We start from the raw sequence: 16,250 nt of genomic DNA, 5'->3' as shown, positions 1-16,250 counted from the left end.
AATCCCCGCTAATTTCTTAGCAGGGATTTGTGTATAAGAGACAGCTTTAAAAGCGCCTTTCTTTATGAGCTAAAATTAATTACTCAACAGTTTGTGTAGCCGTTGGTAAGTTAAGCTCAGCATTGGCTTTAAGCGCTTCAATAAATACCATGTAGTTTTTATTAGCTTGCGCCATAGTAATGCTTTGTTTTGCTTGAGGGTCAATATTAGCTGCAACTTGTGCATCTGTTACCGACTTAAGCGCAACAATTGCTGCATCACCATTATTTAAATTAACGAGATCGACTACCGCAGAATCCGCTGGGTGAGCCATTTTAAAAGCTTGAGTCACAATAGCAGGTGAAACAGTGTAGCTTTGACGTGTTAACTGCGCTTCTTGGCGAAGTGTTAAGCTTTGCTCGTTAGCAACATCGTTTAAGCTCTTACCTGCTTGTACTTCTGCAAATAAGCTACGTGTCTTTTCTTTAGCAAGCTCAGATGATTTTTCATTAACTAAACGCGCTTTAATTTCCTCGCTTACTTCATCCAGCGGCTTAGTAGCAGCAGCTTTGTGCTCGTTAATACGAACAATGATTGCATGCTCATCACCAAGCTCAATAACTTCAGAATTTACTTTATCTTCAAGTAAATCAACTGATGTTAATGCTGTAACAACTGCAGGGCTGTTTAACGGCTCTGGTAGAGCATTAAGTGCTAAAAGAGGTGTAGATTTAACTTCCACTTCAGCAACTTCTGCAGCATCATCTAAGCGGTCTGAAATTTCAAATGCAAGTGCACCCATTTCAGTTTGCTTTTCGTAAAATGCATCTATTTTTTCAGCTTGTTCTAATTCAGCACGTAAGTCAGCTTTAACATCGTCATACGCTTTAACTTGTTGTGGTTGAATGTCAGTAAGTTTAATTATGTGATAACCAAACTCAGAAGTAACAACGTCAGAAATATCACCTTTATTTTCAAGCGCGAAAGCCGCGTCTTCAAATGCAGGGTCCATTACGTCACGCTCAATCCACTCAAGATCGCCGCCCATTTCGCCACTAACGATATCGTCAGACGATGATTGTGCTAACTCAGCAAAGTCTGCACCTTGCTCTAGCTGTGCATGAAGAGCATTGGCTTTTTCTTTTGCTGCATCATCGTCTTCACTGTTATCAATTAAGATATGCGATACGCGACGCTTTTCTGGCTCAACGTATTGTGCTTTGTTTTGCTCATAATACGCTTTAACGTCATCCTCGGTTACCGATTCAACATTGATATCTGCTGCTTTAAGCTCAATGTAACTTACTGAGATAAGCTCTGGAGATAAAAATTGAGATGCGTTTAAGTCGTAGTAATCAGATACTTCTTGATCTGATACTTCAACATTCGCGGCAAGTGCCTCTTTGTTTACAACTACGTAATCAATACTACGAGTTTGCTGCTGAAGAGCAATTGCGCTTTTTAGCTCGCTCTCTAGAGCAAAGTCTGTACCTGCAACAGCAGATACTACCTGGCTGCGTGTCATATCTTTACGTAAATATTCACGAAAAGCATCTGGTTGAAAATTCATTTGACGAATTACTTGTAGGTAACGGTCGTTATTAAATTTTTCACCAATTTGAAAGTATGGTAATTCTAAAATTGTTTTACGTACACTTTCGTCGCTTACGCGAAGGCCTAAATCAGCCGCTAGCTGTGATTGCAATTCTTGTTGTACTAAGCGGTCAACTACACCTTGACGAATTTGTGCCATATAATTAGGATCAGCTGCAATTTGTGTAAAGTATTCACCAAATTGTTGCTCTAAACGGCTACGTTCATTTTGGTAAGCACGGTTAAAATCGGTTTGACTAATTTTAATTCCATTTACTTCAGCAACGGGTTGTTCTGTGGTTTGACCTAAGTAACTACCGATCCCTGCTAAGGCAAAAGATAAAATCACCGCGCCTAAAATTATTTTGGCTACAGGTCCTTGCGAACCTTCTCTGATTTTCTCAAGCATTTGTTTATCTCTTTTTGATCAAGGTATTTTACCTTGTCACATGTAAAAAAAGCGTATCTTACCAGATACGCTTTTTCACTTGAAGTAACTGGCGGAAAAGTTACTTAACTCATCTGTTGTGGTGAATCAGTAACTTTACACTCGCCATAACTAATGTGTTTAAAACAGTGATTAGTTTACTGCGTCTTTAAGCGCTTTACCGGCTTTGAAAGCTGGAATAGTTGCAGCAGCAATTTGGATAGTTTCACCAGTTTGCGGGTTACGGCCTGAACGTGCAGCACGTTCACGTACTGAGAAAGTACCAAAACCTACAAGTGCAACTGAGTCGCCATCTTTTAGCGCGCCAGATACAGATTCGATGAATGAATCTAGTGCACGACCTGCAGCCGCTTTAGAAATGTCAGCATCAGCTGCGATTTGATCGATTAATTGAGATTTATTCACAATATCATCCTCTTTCATTGTTATTATCAAGAGCGATGGTTTTTTAAACTAACATCACTTTTTTGAAAATTTTAGAGCAAACTTTTAATGCCCACATGATTATATTTTTCTTAAGCCTAGGCCCCGTAAGGGCTAGGCTTGAAAACCAGTGCTTAACTTATCATACCGTTTAGATTTGAAAAGCCCTAAAAAGCACTTTTTTTATGTTTTTTCTTGGTTTTTAGGTGTTTCGACCGAAAAACTCTCAACAGGATGCACTAAAGCAAGCTTTAACACCTCGTCAATCCAAGTAACTGGGTGAATATCAAGACCTGCCAGCACATTGTCTGGTATCTCTTTTAAGTCACGTTCGTTAATTTTTGGAATGATCACTGTTTTAATTCCACCACGATGCGCCGCTAATAACTTCTCTTTTAAGCCACCAATCGGAAGCACTTCACCGCGTAGCGTAATTTCACCCGTCATAGCAACATCTGCTCGTACAGGATTACCCGTTAAGCTAGATACAAGACCCGTTACCATTGCTGCGCCAGCACTAGGACCATCTTTTGGTGTTGCGCCTTCAGGTACGTGTACGTGAATATCACGTTTTTCGTAAAAGTCGCTGTTAATACGGAAAGTATCTGCTCGATTACGCACAACCGTCATTGCCGCTTGAATCGACTCTTGCATTACATCGCCAAGAGAACCGGTGTAACTTAACTTGCCTTTACCTGGCACTGCCGCACATTCAATTGTTAGCAAATCACCGCCAACTTCTGTCCATGCTAAACCTGTAACTTGACCAATACGGTCGCCATCTTCAGCTTTGCCATAGTCAAAGCGCTGCACACCTAAAAAGTCTTCTAGGTTATCTTGATTGATGGTCACTATCTTAGTGTCTTTTTCAAGTAAGATATTTTTAACGGCTTTACGACATAGTTTCGAAATTTCGCGCTCTAAGTTACGTACACCCGCTTCACGTGTGTAATAACGAATAATGCCAATAATTGCGCTGTCTTCGATAACTATTTCAGACTCTTTTAAACCGTTACGTTTAACTTGTTTAGTAATTAAGTGCTCTTTTGCAATGTTTAGCTTTTCATCTTCGGTGTAACCCGACAAGCGAATAACTTCCATACGGTCCAATAATGGGCCAGGAATGTTAAAGCTGTTTGATGTTGCTACAAACATAACGTCAGATAAATCGTAATCGACTTCAAGATAGTGATCGGCAAAATGACTGTTTTGTTCCGGATCAAGCACCTCTAACAATGCTGATGCTGGGTCGCCGCGCATGTCCGATGACATCTTATCGATTTCATCTAATAAGAATAATGGGTTTTTAACGCCCACTTTTGTCATGTTTTGAATTAGCTTACCTGGCATTGAACCTATGTATGTACGACGATGACCGCGAATCTCAGCTTCATCACGTACGCCGCCAAGCGCCATACGAACATACTTACGACCAGTAGAACGTGCAATAGATTGCCCAAGTGATGTTTTACCAACACCTGGTGGTCCAACTAAACATAAAATTGGCCCTTTGAGCTTATTAGTACGCTGTTGTACTGCGAGATACTCAATAATGCGTTCTTTTACTTTATCTAAGCCGTGGTGATCGCTATCAAGAATTTTTTGTGCGCCTGCTAAGTCTTTTTTCACTTTAGAGCGTTTTTTCCATGGCACATTAATTAATGTATCTATGTATGAACGCACTACAGTCGCTTCTGCAGACATTGGCGACATCATTTTAAGCTTATTGAGCTCTGTAGTTGCCTTTTCTTTAGCTTCATCAGGCATGCCAGAATCTTCAATACGCTTTTTAAGCGCTTCAAATTCATCAGGCACATCATCAAGCTCACCAAGTTCTTTTTGAATGGCTTTCATTTGCTCATTGAGGTAATACTCGCGCTGAGATTTTTCCATCTGCTTTTTAACGCGGGTACGAATTTTCTTCTCAACTTGCAATAAGTCTATTTCGCCTTCCATTAGTGCCATTAAATATTCAAGACGTTCTGTGACACTTGAAATTTCGAGCACTTTTTGTTTTTCAGGTACTTTAAGCGGCATATGCGCTGCCATTGTGTCGGCAAGACGTGCTGGCTCATCAATACCTGAAACTGAAGTTAGTACTTCAGGTGGAATTTTTTTATTTAGCTTTACATAGCCTTCAAACTGGCTAATTGCGCTTCGGATAAAAATATCTTGCTCTTGTTCATCTACAGAATCAGATTCAATAAATTGAGCATTAGCGACAAAAAAGTCATCGTTATCTACAAATTCTTCAATTTGTGCGCGCTGTGTACCTTCGACTAAAACTTTAACTGTACCGTCTGGTAATTTTAATAACTGAAGTACAGTGGCAATAGTACCGATACGATAAATATCATCTTGCTCTGGTTCATCTACAGTTGCATCTTTTTGTGCAACCAAGAAAATTTGTTTGTCTTTGTCCATTGCCGCTTCTAGGCATTTTATTGATTTTTCACGGCCAACAAAAAGCGGGATCACCATGTGCGGGTATACCACAACATCGCGCAGTGCAAGGACTGGGATTTCGACTCGGTCGGTTCTCTCAAGCGTCATTATAGTTTCTCTTCGCACTTCATTTATTTTAAAGATTACTCAAGTATATGGGGATAACCTAATTAAAGTTCAACAATTTTCCCTAACTCGATTAAATTAATTATAAAAAAAGGAGCCTAAGGCTCCTTTTTCCATTCAAATAGCTTAAAAACTATTCTGATGCAGCTTTATCTTGTTTATTATTTTCATAAATCAAGATTGGATCTGACTCACCTTTAATAACGGTTTCATCGATAACCACTTTGCTTACATCATCCATTGAAGGAAGCTCGTACATAGTATCAAGTAGTACACCTTCAACAATTGAACGAAGACCACGTGCGCCTGTTTTACGCTCCATTGCTTTGTGGGCAATTGCAGCTAAGGCATCATCGCGAAACTCAAGTTCAACGTCTTCCATACCAAACAATACTGAAAACTGTTTAGTAATCGCGTTTTTAGGTTCACTCAATATTTGTACAAGAGCTGCTTCATCAAGTTCTGTTAGCGTAGCCACTACCGGCAAACGACCTATAAACTCAGGAATTAAGCCATATTTAACTAAATCTTCTGGCTCTACATCTTTAAATGTTTCACTTAAAGAACGACTCGCCGCAGACTCTTTTACGCTAACGCCAAAACCGATACCGGTGTTTTTATGGCTACGTTGCTCAATTACTTTATCTAGGCCTGAAAATGCACCACCACAAATAAACAAGATTTTAGATGTATCTACTTGTAAAAACTCTTGCTGTGGATGTTTACGACCACCTTGCGGTGGAACAGAAGCAACGGTGCCTTCAATCAGTTTAAGTAGCGCCTGTTGAACGCCCTCGCCTGATACGTCACGCGTAATTGAAGGATTATCTGATTTACGAGAAATCTTGTCAATTTCATCGATGTAGACAATACCGCGCTGTGCTTTTTCAACATCGTAATCGCACTTTTGTAAAAGCTTTTGAATGATGTTTTCAACATCTTCACCTACATAACCTGCTTCGGTTAATGTAGTGGCATCGGCCATAGTAAACGGCACGTCAAGTAGGCGCGCTAATGTTTCTGCAAGTAATGTTTTACCACTACCTGTTGGGCCGATAAGCAAAATATTACTTTTACTTAATTCAATGTCTTGCTTAGTCGATTGGTTACGTAGGCGTTTATAATGGTTATAAACGGCAACAGACAATACTTTTTTAGCATGATCTTGACCAATAACATAATCGTCTAAGTGTTTACGAATTTCTTTTGGTACAGGTAGTTTGTCAGACGTATCATGCTTAGGAGCAATGTCTTTGATCTCTTCCCTGATAATATCGTTACACAACTCTACACATTCATCACAAACGTATACTGAAGGGCCTGCAATTAATTTACGCACTTCATGTTGGCTTTTGCCACAAAAAGAGCAGTATAACAATTTATTACTTTTGTCGCCGTCTGTAGGAGTGTCAGACATTCAGCTACCTCATTTTATTACGTTGGCCACCAAAACTATTGGCGGCTATTTCAATACGCTTTAACTATACCAAAATTTATTGGTTTTCGCATAGTAACTCAAAGTGGCAAACAGGTAGTCCTGCTTACCAAGCGCTTACTTTTTGTCGCGATTTGTAAACACAGAGTCTACCAAACCGTAATCTACAGCTTGCGAAGCACTCATGAAGTTATCACGATCTGTGTCTTTAGAGATAATATCCAATGGTTGGCCTGTATGCTCAGCCATTAAGCGGTTAAGCTTATCTTTAATAGACAGAATTTCTTTAGCGTGTATTTCAAAGTCAGATGCTTGACCTTGGAAACCACCTAATGGTTGGTGAATCATCACACGTGAGTTTGGTAGGCAAAAACGCTTACCTTTAGCACCAGCAGTAAGCAAAAAAGCACCCATGCTTGCAGCTTGACCTACACATATTGTACTTACATCTGGTTTGATGAAGTTCATTGTGTCGTAAATAGCCATACCCGCAGTTACTGAACCACCTGGTGAGTTGATATATAAAAAGATATCTTTATCAGGGTTCTCTGATTCTAAAAATAGCATTTGCGCTAAGATCAGATTTGCCATGTTGTCTTCAACTTGACCTGTTAAAAAGATAATACGCTCTTTTAATAATCTCGAATAAATATCATACGAGCGCTCGCCTTTTGGTGTTTGTTCAACAACCATTGGGACCAATGCATTTAGGGGATCTGTAATACCAGTATTCATACTTATTTAATTCCTTATGCGCTTATACTTATCCTTATTATAAGGAAGCATAGTTATCGTTTTTCGCAAATTTAGAGCCAAAAACTAAAATGGCCCGGGCACGCTGTATAAACAGTGTAACACGAGCCATTTAATCGTTAGCGAGAGCTTAAGTCAATGACTTATTAAGCACCTTGCTGTGGATTCATGATGTCATCAAATGCTTTTTCAACATCAGTAACAACTGCTTTAGCTAAAATAGCTTCAACAGCTTGCTCTTCCATTGCTACATTACGCATTTGCTGCATAAGTTGATCATTACCTTTGTAGTATTCTACTACTTCAGTTGGATCTTCGTATGCAGAAGCTACTGTTGCGATTAATGCTTCAACTTTAGCATCATCAACTTTGATGTCGTTAGCTTTAATCACTTCACCTAATAAAAGGCCAGTTTTTACACGTGTTACAGCTTGCTCGTGGAACAATTCAGCTGGAAGCTCTGGCATGTTTTGAGCGTCGCCGCCAAAACGTTGAGCTGCTTGCTGACGTAGAGCATCAACTTCTTGATCAACAAGTGCTTTAGGCACTTCGATTTCGTTGTTAGCTAAAAGACCTTTGATTGCTTGGTCTTTAACGCTTGCTTTAACCGCTTGGTCTAGCTCACGTGTCATGTTCTTTTTAACTTCTTCTTTAAGCGCGTCTACGCCGCCTTCGGTAACACCGAATTTAGTTGCAAATTCTTCGCTTAATTCTGGTAATTCTTGCGCTTCAACTTTTTTCACTGTGATAGTGAATTGAGCCGCTTTACCTTTTAAGTTTTCAGCGTGGTAATCATCAGGGAAAGTCACATCAGCAACTACTTCTTCGCCTGCTTTTTTACCTACGATGTTATCTTCAAAACCTGGGATCATACGACCTTGGCCAAGTTCTAATGGGAAGTCTTCAGCTTTGCCGCCTTCAAATACTTCACCGTCGATAGTACCTACGAAATCAACTGTTACACGGTCGTTTTCGCCAGCAGCTGCATCAACATCAGCCCACGCTGCGTGTTGCTTACGAAGTGTTTCTAGCATGTTAGCTAAATCTTCGTCAGTTACTGTTACTGCTGGTTTTTCAACAGTAATTTTATCTAAACCTTGAACTTCAACTTCAGGGTAAACTTCAAACGTTGCTGAGAATTCTAAATCTTTACCTGCTTCAAGTGATTTAGGAGCGAATGTAGGCGCGCCAGCTGGGTTGATTTTTTCAGAAACGATTGCTTCAATGTAATTACGTTGCATTACTTCGCCAGCAACTTCTTGACGAACTGCAGGGCCAAAACGCTTGTTAATTACAGATACTGGAACTTTACCAGCACGGAAACCATCTATACGCTGTGTTTTTGACAGTTGTTGTAGGCGTTTTTTTACTTCGGTCTCAACGTTCTCTGAAGGAACGGTGATAGTTATACGGCGCTCAAGGCCTTGGGTCGTCTCAACAGAAACTTGCATGATTTACCTCAATATTCAATTTTGGCGACTGTTCGCCTTCCTTTACAAACAAAGTGTTCTGCATGAGTCTTGATAAAGTTTAAGCGGTTTTTCACACTTAAAAGCATCCGTCGCTACCATGAGACACCATTGCTGCTTTGCCCTTCGGGCACTATGTTAAACAATAGACGCGGCATTATAACCTAATATTTATGATAGTCGAGTATAGGGGGCAATTATTTGGACTAGATAAGGGACTATAAAGACTAACTGAATAAAAAACAGGCTAACTACGGACTAAATAGAATAAAATAGAAATTATTTAATAGAATTATAGGCTAACAGATTTAGATTTATAAATTAGAGGAATTTACTTATTGTTCTTATTAGATAAGAAAATGGTCGGCGATGCAGGATTTGAACCTGCGACCCCTTGGACCCAAACCAAGTGCGCTACCAAACTGCGCTAATCGCCGACATTGAAGAGTTAACTTCTTTTTTCATACTGAACACTTAAACTGAGAGTTTAAGACCATTTTAAGAAAATGGTCGGCGATGCAGGATTTGAACCTGCGACCCCTTGGACCCAAACCAAGTGCGCTACCAAACTGCGCTAATCGCCGATATTCGTTGTAAATGGGGTGACTGATGGGGCTCGAACCCACGACAACCGGAATCACAATCCGGGGCTCTACCAACTGAGCTACAATCACCGCTATATTTGCATGTTTTCAAATGGTGCACCCAGAAGGATTCGAACCTTCGACCGACGCCTTAGAAGGGCGTTGCTCTATCCAGCTGAGCTATGGGCGCATCGAAAACTTCATAGTTTACCAATAAGCTATTCGATTATAAAAAATTATAAAAAAATGGTCGGCGATGCAGGATTTGAACCTGCGACCCCTTGGACCCAAACCAAGTGCGCTACCAAACTGCGCTAATCGCCGAAACTTATTATTGCTAGCGAGTGACCTCGTTGACAACGGGGTGCATAATAGTGATTTGACGGGGTTAGGTCAAACGTTTTTTTAAGAAAACCAATCAAGTGCTCATTTTTAGTGCACAATGGTTAAATATTACAATGGTCGGCTGAATTTTAAACTATTTAACAGCTCAAACGTTATATACCTTAAAAGCAACTTGGCGCTGCTATGCTTTTCTGCGAAAATAGTAGGCACATTATAAAACGAGTTAAATAAAGAGCGTATTTTTCTTTATTAGCATTTTTACCCCTATTTTATTATGCATTCGTTTTTAGAGTATCGGTATCTAGTTAATTAACCCCAATTAAAGGTCACCCATGACGGCAAACATCATTGATGGTAAGGCAATCGCAAAACAAGTACGTAGCGCTGTAGCAGAACGCGTAAGTGAACGTGTAGCAAATGGTTTACGTGCACCAGGACTTGCAGTAGTACTTGTAGGACTTGATCCAGCAAGCCAAGTTTATGTTGGTTCAAAACGTAAAGCCTGTGAAGAAGTAGGTTTTATCTCTAAATCATTTGATTTACCAGCAGACACACAAGAGCAAACTCTTTTAGATTTAATTGACGAGCTAAATAATGATGCCGAAGTTGATGGAATTTTAGTGCAGTTACCACTGCCAAAAGGTCTTGATGCTGAAAAGATTTTAGAACGTATTACCCCACATAAAGATGTTGATGGATTTCATCCATATAACATTGGTCGATTAGCACAGCGTATGCCTGCCCTTCGCCCATGTACGCCTAAAGGTATTATTACATTACTTGATTCAACGGGTGTACGTTATAAAGGGATGCATGCAGTTGTCGTTGGCGCGTCAAATATTGTTGGTCGTCCAATGTCGTTAGAGCTTTTATTAGCAGGTTGTACTACCACTGTGTGTCATAAGTTTACTCAAGACTTAGAAACACATGTTCGCCGCGCTGACTTATTAGTTGTGGCTGTCGGTAAACCTGAATTTATACCGGGAGATTGGATAAAAGAAGGCGCTATTGTTATCGATGTGGGCATTAACCGCTTAGATACGGGTAAATTAGTCGGTGATGTTCAATACAGTGTGGCCGAACAAAAAGCGCATTTTATTACACCTGTACCAGGTGGCGTTGGCCCGATGACTGTCGCAAGCTTAATTGAAAACACACTTGAAGCGTGTGAAAAGTATCACAGCTAAGCTGTTAAAAAATCAAAAAAGGGTTGCCGTTTGGCAACCCTTTTTTAGTTTGACCTGAATTACTTTAAACGCTTACGCTTTACGCCACGTTGTTTTACCAGCTGAATCTTCAAGTATTACACCTAATGCATTAAGTGCATCGCGAGCTTCATCAGCAGCAGCCCAGTCCTTACTAGCACGTGCTTCATTACGTTTTACAATTAATGCTTCAATTGTCGCAACTTCGTCGTCATCTTGCCCACCTTGTAAAAAAGCTTCCGGTGCTTGTTGAGCAACACCTAACACTTCACCAAGGCTACGCAGTATAAACGCTAACTTGCCAGCTTGACCTGCGTCACTTTCTTTTACGCGGTTTAATTCTTTAGCAAGTTCGAACAACACAGGTAGTGCTTCTGGTGTATTAAAGTCATCATTCATTGCTTTTCTAAATTTAGCAACAAACTCATTGCCTTCTAAATCGCATTCTACCGGTACGACATCACGAAGCGCTGTATAAATGCGTTCAAGTGATGAGCGCGCTTGGTCTAAATTCTCTTGCGAGTAATTTAATTGGCTGCGGTAATGCCCTGAAATTAAAAAGTAACGAACAGATTCGGCATCGTATGCTTTTAAAACTTCACGCACAGTAAAAAAGTTATCTAACGACTTAGACATTTTTTCTTTATTTACTTGCACCATGCCAGTATGTATCCATGTATTTACATACTTGCCGTTGTTTGCACAGCACGACTGGGCAATTTCGTTTTCATGATGTGGAAACTGTAAATCAGACCCCCCACCGTGAATATCAAAATGCTCACCTAAGTGTTTTGAGCTCATTGCCGAACATTCAATATGCCAACCAGGACGCCCTTCACCCCACGGTGATGACCATGATGGCTCACCTGCTTTGGCTTTTTTCCATAACACAAAATCAAGTGGATCGTCTTTATCTTGCGCTACTTCAACGCGAGAGCCCGATTGCAGCATAGTTAAATCTTGCTGAGAAAGCGCACCGTATTGCTCAAACGTTGATACATCAAACAATACATCGCCATCAGCTGCAACATAGGCATGGCCCTTTTCAATCAAGCGCTTAACCATAACGATAATTTCATCCATATGGCTTGTAACTGTTGGTTCAATATCTGGGCGTAGCATATTTAGGCTATCAAAATCTTCATGCATCGCTTTAGTCATGCGCACAGTTAAATCGTTTATTGACTCATCATTTTCATTTGCGCGTTTAATTATTTTATCGTCGATATCTGTAATGTTACGTACATATTTTAAATCGTAACCAATATGACGTAAGTAGCGCACAATAACGTCAAAACCAACAAAAGTACGAGCGTGTCCAATATGGCAGTAATCATAAATGGTGATACCACACACATACATGTCGATTTTGCCTTCGACCATAGGTTTAAATTGCTCTTTTTGTCGCGTGAGTGTGTTGTATATATTTACCATTTACTTTGAGTCCTTGACTATTTACTTGAACAGTTATGTTACCACTTGAAAAGCCCCTGCTCTAGCGCTTTATAACAAACCAAACATCTACTTTGTTAATCTTAGCCAACTACGATAAAATAGCGCCAATATTTAAACCAGATATAGGAAAACACATGGTTGTTCTACACACCAATTTTGGTGACATCACCATTAAAATGTTTGAGCAAGAAGCTCCAAACACTGTTAAAAACTTTTTAGAGTATGCAAATGCTGATTTTTTCAACGGCACTATCTTTCATCGTGTAATCGATGGTTTTATGGTTCAAGGCGGTGGTTTTGTACCAGGTATGGAACAAAAAGAAGTTAACGACCCAATTAAAAATGAAGCTAATAATGGCCTATCTAACAAGATAGGTACTTTAGCAATGGCACGTACACCTGATCCTCATTCAGCTACAGCGCAGTTTTTCATTAACGTGAATAACAACGACTTTTTAAACCACAGCAGCGAAACATCGCAAGGCTGGGGTTACTGTGTTTTTGCTGAAGTAGTAGAAGGTATGGACGTAGTAAATAAAATAAAAGGCGTAGCAACAGGTAGTACTGGTTTTCACCAAGACGTGCCTCTTGAAGATGTGATCATCGAAAGCGTTACTGTTAGCTAATAGTAAGTTTACCCACGTAATGTGGAGTATCAGCGGGCATTTACGCAATGTGTATACGCCCGCTTTATTTATATCGAAAAGACTGACCTATGACTCGCCAAACTTACTTTATTGCAGATTTACACCTAAGCGAAAACCGCCCCGACATTAGCGCTGCATTTTTTGACTTTTTAAATACGCATATACTAAATAAAGATGTAGATGCACTTTATATTTTGGGTGATTTTTTTGAAGTATGGGTTGGAGATGACTACATTACAGCGCTGAGTGCCGATGTAGCAAAGCATTTAAGCGCCGTTAATGATGGTGGGACACCTGTTTATTTTATACATGGCAATCGTGATTTCATCATGCGCAAGCAATATGCAGACATGGCCGCAATGACTTTACTCGATGAACAAACAGTCATTGATTTATATGGTACGCCTACCGTTATTTTACATGGCGACGAAATGTGCACTCAAGATACTGAGTATCAAAAATTTCGTAAAAAAAGCCGTGGTTGGTGGTGGCCAAAACTAATGCTTGCAATGCCACTTTGGTATCGTAAAAAAATAGCGCGTAATGCCCGTGAAAAAAGTAAGTTGAGCCAAGCTGATAAACCTATCGAAATTTTAGACGTTGTAGATGAAGCCGTGCTTGCCACCTTTGCCAAACATAACGTTACTAATATGATTCATGGTCATACTCACCGCCCTAATGTTCATAACTATAAAGTTAATGAACAAACGCTTACTCGTACAGTGCTAGGTGACTGGTATACCCAAGGCTCTTATTTAGTCGTTACCCCTCAATCACAAGAATTAATTAGCACGCCTTTCGCATAATTTAAAATCCTGACTATTATTTAACTATATATTTGAATAATAGTGAGAGGTTTAATGATTAAGCTGTTAATTTTCATCGTAGTAATTGCCATTCCTACCAAAGTATTTAGCGAGCAAACATGGCAAATTGTTACTGAAAACTACCCTCCCTATTTTAGCGAAAACCTTCCTGATAACGGTTGGTTATATGAAATCACTCAATCAGCCCTTAAAACTCAAGGCATTAATAGCGAAGCCGAGTTTACGACATGGGACCGCGCCCTAAAGCTATTAGAAAAAAAGAGAAAAACAGCTATTTTAGGCGCTTTTTATTCATTAAAAAGAAATGAAGTTTTTTACTACTCTCGCCCACTTGCAGTTGCTCATTCAGGAATTTTTAAACGCAAAGAGAGTGCTATTAACTTCGATGGTACAGTTCAGTCATTAACACCTTATAGTATTGGTACAGAAGACAATGCCTTTGTAAGCCAAGAGTTTGCTAGAAATACTGAGCTGGCAATAACATCCACTAAAAGCCTTCCTACAAGTTTATACCTGCTACAACAAGGACGTATTGATTTGGTCGCAGGTACTAAAGAGGTTGGAAATTATTGGCTTGAACACACTAAAACCGAAGATTCAGATGATAATAATATTGAGTACTTATTGCCAGATCTTGCTTCTCATAAACTATATTTAGTTGTCTCTAAATCAAATTACAGGGCAAAAGAGTACTTACAAAAATTTAATAGAGGGATTGATATAATAATTGAAAACGGAAGCATTGCTGAAATCATGAAGAAACACAATTTCAGCAATCAAAAAACAGCTGAATACATTAATTTTTTAAAAGAAAATTAGCTTTATGCTATTGGCAGGCCACTATGAAACTTAAAATTTTCATCCTGTGATGAAATTAATTCGGCTTCAATCTCGCCAAATTCTTTAACTCGTTCGGTAATATCAAAATCAGCAATTTCTTGCGCTAAAGTTAGATAATCTTGGTAATGACGGGCTTCAGAGCGCAGCAGCGAAATATAAAAATCACCTAAACGTTTGTCAACATGCGGCGCAAGCTTTGCGAAACGCTCACACGAACGCGCCTCAATGTAAGCGCCTACAATTAATTTATCAACAAGGGCGTTTGGCTCAAACGTTTTAACATGACGAAGCATGCCTTTTGCATAACGACATGGTGTAATGCTTTGGTACTCTACACCGTACTCGTCCATAATTTCGAGCACTTGGTAAAAATGATGCAACTCTTCTTTTATCAACAATACCATTTTATCAATTAAATCTTGTCCATATGGCGAATTAGATTTAGGAATTATTGATTTAGTTAGCTTATTTTTAGCCGCGAGATCACGCCAATTTCCTTCACGCTTATAAATAAGCGATTCAAATGGCTTTAGCCACTCGAGTAAGGCATCACTGCCCTCTTTATCAACAGCGTATTTACGTATTAAAAACATCGCACTTTGAGCCGCTTTTAACTCACAAATTAAGTGATCGATTAAGATTACTGATAAGTTCTCTTTTTTAATTGCCTGCTCCACCCACTGCTGTGGGGTTGTACACACTAAAAAGTTATTGATCGGCTCTAAAAGTTGGCTATGTGGCACGTTGACTGCTCATTACTAAATAAATTTGATAGAGCGTTATTTTAACACGAAATTTTGTTTGGGATAAATCAAAGCCCTAACCTGTGCAAAAATGTTAATATTGAGTTAACTTGACTTTGCAAGATAAGTGAACCATAACTGTACATAGACTGTATAAAAATAAACCAACCAAAACAATAATACGTTCCTTTTATGGAGTAAGTACTATGATACTAAATCACCTCTGGGGCATTTATGCTCACCCACTTGAAGAATGGCAAACAATAGATAATCGCCATGAAAGTTTAACCTATAGTTTGTCGCATATTTTACTGATTGCTTTGTTTCCTTCAATAATGGGTTATTACTCATCTGTTTATTTAGGATGGAGTATAGGCGCAGGCGATCCCGTATTTTTAACGCACGATAGTGCGCTATTAATTGCAGGTGCAATGTATTTTGCTTTAATAGCGGGCGTTTTTGCATTGGCGTATTTGGCTCATTGGATGGCCGTTACATTTGGCTCTAAGCCTACATTTACACAAACACTTGAACTTGCAGCTTATACTGCAACACCTGTGTTTATGTCGGCGCTTGCCGCCTTTTGGCCTGTACTTTGGTTTGTAGTGTGTATTGGAATTATTGCACTAGCTTACTCGGTCTACTTACTTTATACCGGCGTACCAATACTTATGCATATTCCAGAAGAGCGTGGCTTTATTTATGCCAGCTCGGTTGTAACGTGTGGATTAATATTACTAGTTATTATTTTAGCTGTAACAGCTATGCTTTGGACAAATGGGATTGTTAGTCCAATGTTTACTTAATAAAGTTTAGCTAATAAAGAGTCGTGTTTGATAGAAATGTTCCCTTTCTTTCCTTCGCAAAAAAGGAGCTAATTAGCTTAATGCCAGTCAGTTAAGCTGACTGGCATTTTTCTTTTTATGGGGATAC

The 16,250-nt window shown here is 39.4% G+C and carries 13 protein-coding genes and 5 tRNA genes; 5 read left to right on the top strand and 13 right to left on the bottom strand.

The window, feature by feature from the left end:
- Window positions 1–79: 79 nt before the first annotated feature.
- From GQR53_RS18775 to GQR53_RS18725, 11 genes are all read right to left on the bottom strand, one after another.
- On the bottom strand, window positions 80–1,981 hold the full coding sequence (locus tag GQR53_RS18775; RefSeq protein WP_165744919.1) for a SurA N-terminal domain-containing protein: 1,902 nt from the start codon (window positions 1,979–1,981) through the stop codon (window positions 80–82).
- Window positions 1,982–2,152: 171 nt separating this feature from the next.
- The gene (locus GQR53_RS18770; RefSeq protein WP_158000827.1) at window positions 2,153–2,443 is read right to left on the bottom strand and encodes an HU family DNA-binding protein; all 291 of its coding nucleotides are present in this window, start codon (window positions 2,441–2,443) and stop codon (window positions 2,153–2,155) included.
- Between the two features lie 183 nt (window positions 2,444–2,626).
- A complete protein-coding gene (lon, locus tag GQR53_RS18765; RefSeq protein ID WP_024596372.1) occupies window positions 2,627–4,996 on the bottom strand; it encodes an endopeptidase La in 2,370 nt (789 codons plus the stop codon).
- A 151-nt stretch (window positions 4,997–5,147) separates the two neighbouring features.
- Window positions 5,148–6,431 carry an ATP-dependent protease ATP-binding subunit ClpX gene (gene clpX, locus GQR53_RS18760; RefSeq protein WP_002958344.1) on the bottom strand — a complete coding sequence of 428 codons (1,284 nt, stop codon included), beginning with the start codon at window positions 6,429–6,431 and terminating at the stop codon, window positions 5,148–5,150.
- A 135-nt stretch (window positions 6,432–6,566) separates the two neighbouring features.
- Window positions 6,567–7,184, bottom strand: a complete 618-nt coding sequence (gene clpP / locus GQR53_RS18755) for an ATP-dependent Clp endopeptidase proteolytic subunit ClpP (RefSeq protein ID WP_002958346.1) — start codon at window positions 7,182–7,184, stop codon at window positions 6,567–6,569.
- 164 nt (window positions 7,185–7,348) lie between these two features.
- The gene (gene tig / locus GQR53_RS18750; protein WP_002958347.1) at window positions 7,349–8,653 is read right to left on the bottom strand and encodes a trigger factor; all 1,305 of its coding nucleotides are present in this window, start codon (window positions 8,651–8,653) and stop codon (window positions 7,349–7,351) included.
- 378 nt (window positions 8,654–9,031) lie between these two features.
- Window positions 9,032–9,108: transfer RNA gene (locus tag GQR53_RS18745), tRNA-Pro, on the bottom strand.
- A gap of 70 nt (window positions 9,109–9,178) precedes the next feature.
- Window positions 9,179–9,255 (bottom strand) — tRNA-Pro (locus tag GQR53_RS18740).
- A 14-nt stretch (window positions 9,256–9,269) separates the two neighbouring features.
- Window positions 9,270–9,345 (bottom strand) — tRNA-His (locus GQR53_RS18735).
- 23 nt (window positions 9,346–9,368) lie between these two features.
- Window positions 9,369–9,445, bottom strand: a tRNA-Arg gene (locus tag GQR53_RS18730).
- Between the two features lie 57 nt (window positions 9,446–9,502).
- Window positions 9,503–9,579: transfer RNA gene (locus GQR53_RS18725), tRNA-Pro, on the bottom strand.
- Window positions 9,580–9,932: 353 nt separating this feature from the next.
- On the opposite strand from GQR53_RS18725, the gene folD reads away from it, so the two are divergent.
- Window positions 9,933–10,787 (top strand): bifunctional methylenetetrahydrofolate dehydrogenase/methenyltetrahydrofolate cyclohydrolase FolD, encoded by an 855-nt coding sequence (gene folD / locus GQR53_RS18720; RefSeq protein WP_002958348.1) that lies wholly within the window; start codon window positions 9,933–9,935, stop codon window positions 10,785–10,787.
- Between the two features lie 72 nt (window positions 10,788–10,859).
- Here folD and cysS read toward each other — a convergent pair whose 3' ends face one another.
- Window positions 10,860–12,239, bottom strand: a complete 1,380-nt coding sequence (gene cysS, locus GQR53_RS18715; protein WP_165744918.1) for a cysteine--tRNA ligase — start codon at window positions 12,237–12,239, stop codon at window positions 10,860–10,862.
- A 155-nt stretch (window positions 12,240–12,394) separates the two neighbouring features.
- On the opposite strand from cysS, the gene GQR53_RS18710 reads away from it, so the two are divergent.
- From GQR53_RS18710 to GQR53_RS18700, 3 genes are all read left to right on the top strand, one after another.
- Window positions 12,395–12,886 carry a peptidylprolyl isomerase gene (locus GQR53_RS18710; protein ID WP_002958350.1) on the top strand — a complete coding sequence of 164 codons (492 nt, stop codon included), beginning with the start codon at window positions 12,395–12,397 and terminating at the stop codon, window positions 12,884–12,886.
- Between the two features lie 89 nt (window positions 12,887–12,975).
- The gene (locus tag GQR53_RS18705) at window positions 12,976–13,713 is read left to right on the top strand and encodes a UDP-2,3-diacylglucosamine diphosphatase (protein ID WP_165744917.1); all 738 of its coding nucleotides are present in this window, start codon (window positions 12,976–12,978) and stop codon (window positions 13,711–13,713) included.
- A gap of 54 nt (window positions 13,714–13,767) precedes the next feature.
- Complete coding sequence (locus GQR53_RS18700; protein WP_165744916.1) at window positions 13,768–14,553, top strand: transporter substrate-binding domain-containing protein; 786 nt, start codon at window positions 13,768–13,770, stop codon at window positions 14,551–14,553.
- A gap of 2 nt (window positions 14,554–14,555) precedes the next feature.
- On the opposite strand, the gene miaE is transcribed toward GQR53_RS18700, so the two are convergent.
- Window positions 14,556–15,317 (bottom strand): tRNA isopentenyl-2-thiomethyl-A-37 hydroxylase MiaE, encoded by a 762-nt coding sequence (gene miaE / locus GQR53_RS18695; RefSeq protein ID WP_165744915.1) that lies wholly within the window; start codon window positions 15,315–15,317, stop codon window positions 14,556–14,558.
- Window positions 15,318–15,523: 206 nt separating this feature from the next.
- Between miaE and GQR53_RS18690 the strand changes: the two genes are divergently transcribed.
- A complete protein-coding gene (locus tag GQR53_RS18690) occupies window positions 15,524–16,123 on the top strand; it encodes a Yip1 family protein (protein ID WP_165744914.1) in 600 nt (199 codons plus the stop codon).
- Window positions 16,124–16,250: the final 127 nt, after the last annotated feature.

The organism is Pseudoalteromonas sp. Z9A6 (genome assembly GCF_011378805.1).
Lineage (GTDB): Bacteria > Pseudomonadota > Gammaproteobacteria > Enterobacterales > Alteromonadaceae > Pseudoalteromonas > Pseudoalteromonas distincta.
This window is presented reverse-complemented; position numbering and strand designations above follow the sequence as displayed.

Bases quoted from the DNA above. Each gene is read 5' to 3' on its own strand.
- GQR53_RS18710 (WP_002958350.1), top strand. From the start codon at position 12,395: ATGGTTGTTCTACACACCAATTTTGGTGACATCACCATTAAAATGTTT.
- GQR53_RS18705 (WP_165744917.1), top strand. From the start codon at position 12,976: ATGACTCGCCAAACTTACTTTATTGCAGATTTACACCTAAGCGAAAAC.
- cysS (WP_165744918.1), bottom strand. From the start codon at position 12,239: ATGGTAAATATATACAACACACTCACGCGACAAAAAGAGCAATTTAAA.
- GQR53_RS18770 (WP_158000827.1), bottom strand. From the start codon at position 2,443: ATGAAAGAGGATGATATTGTGAATAAATCTCAATTAATCGATCAAATC.
- tig (WP_002958347.1), bottom strand. From the start codon at position 8,653: ATGCAAGTTTCTGTTGAGACGACCCAAGGCCTTGAGCGCCGTATAACT.
- GQR53_RS18775 (WP_165744919.1), bottom strand. From the start codon at position 1,981: ATGCTTGAGAAAATCAGAGAAGGTTCGCAAGGACCTGTAGCCAAAATA.
- folD (WP_002958348.1), top strand. From the start codon at position 9,933: ATGACGGCAAACATCATTGATGGTAAGGCAATCGCAAAACAAGTACGT.
- clpP (WP_002958346.1), bottom strand. From the start codon at position 7,184: ATGAATACTGGTATTACAGATCCCCTAAATGCATTGGTCCCAATGGTT.
- GQR53_RS18690 (WP_165744914.1), top strand. From the start codon at position 15,524: ATGATACTAAATCACCTCTGGGGCATTTATGCTCACCCACTTGAAGAA.
- clpX (WP_002958344.1), bottom strand. From the start codon at position 6,431: ATGTCTGACACTCCTACAGACGGCGACAAAAGTAATAAATTGTTATAC.
- lon (WP_024596372.1), bottom strand. From the start codon at position 4,996: ATGACGCTTGAGAGAACCGACCGAGTCGAAATCCCAGTCCTTGCACTG.
- GQR53_RS18700 (WP_165744916.1), top strand. From the start codon at position 13,768: ATGATTAAGCTGTTAATTTTCATCGTAGTAATTGCCATTCCTACCAAA.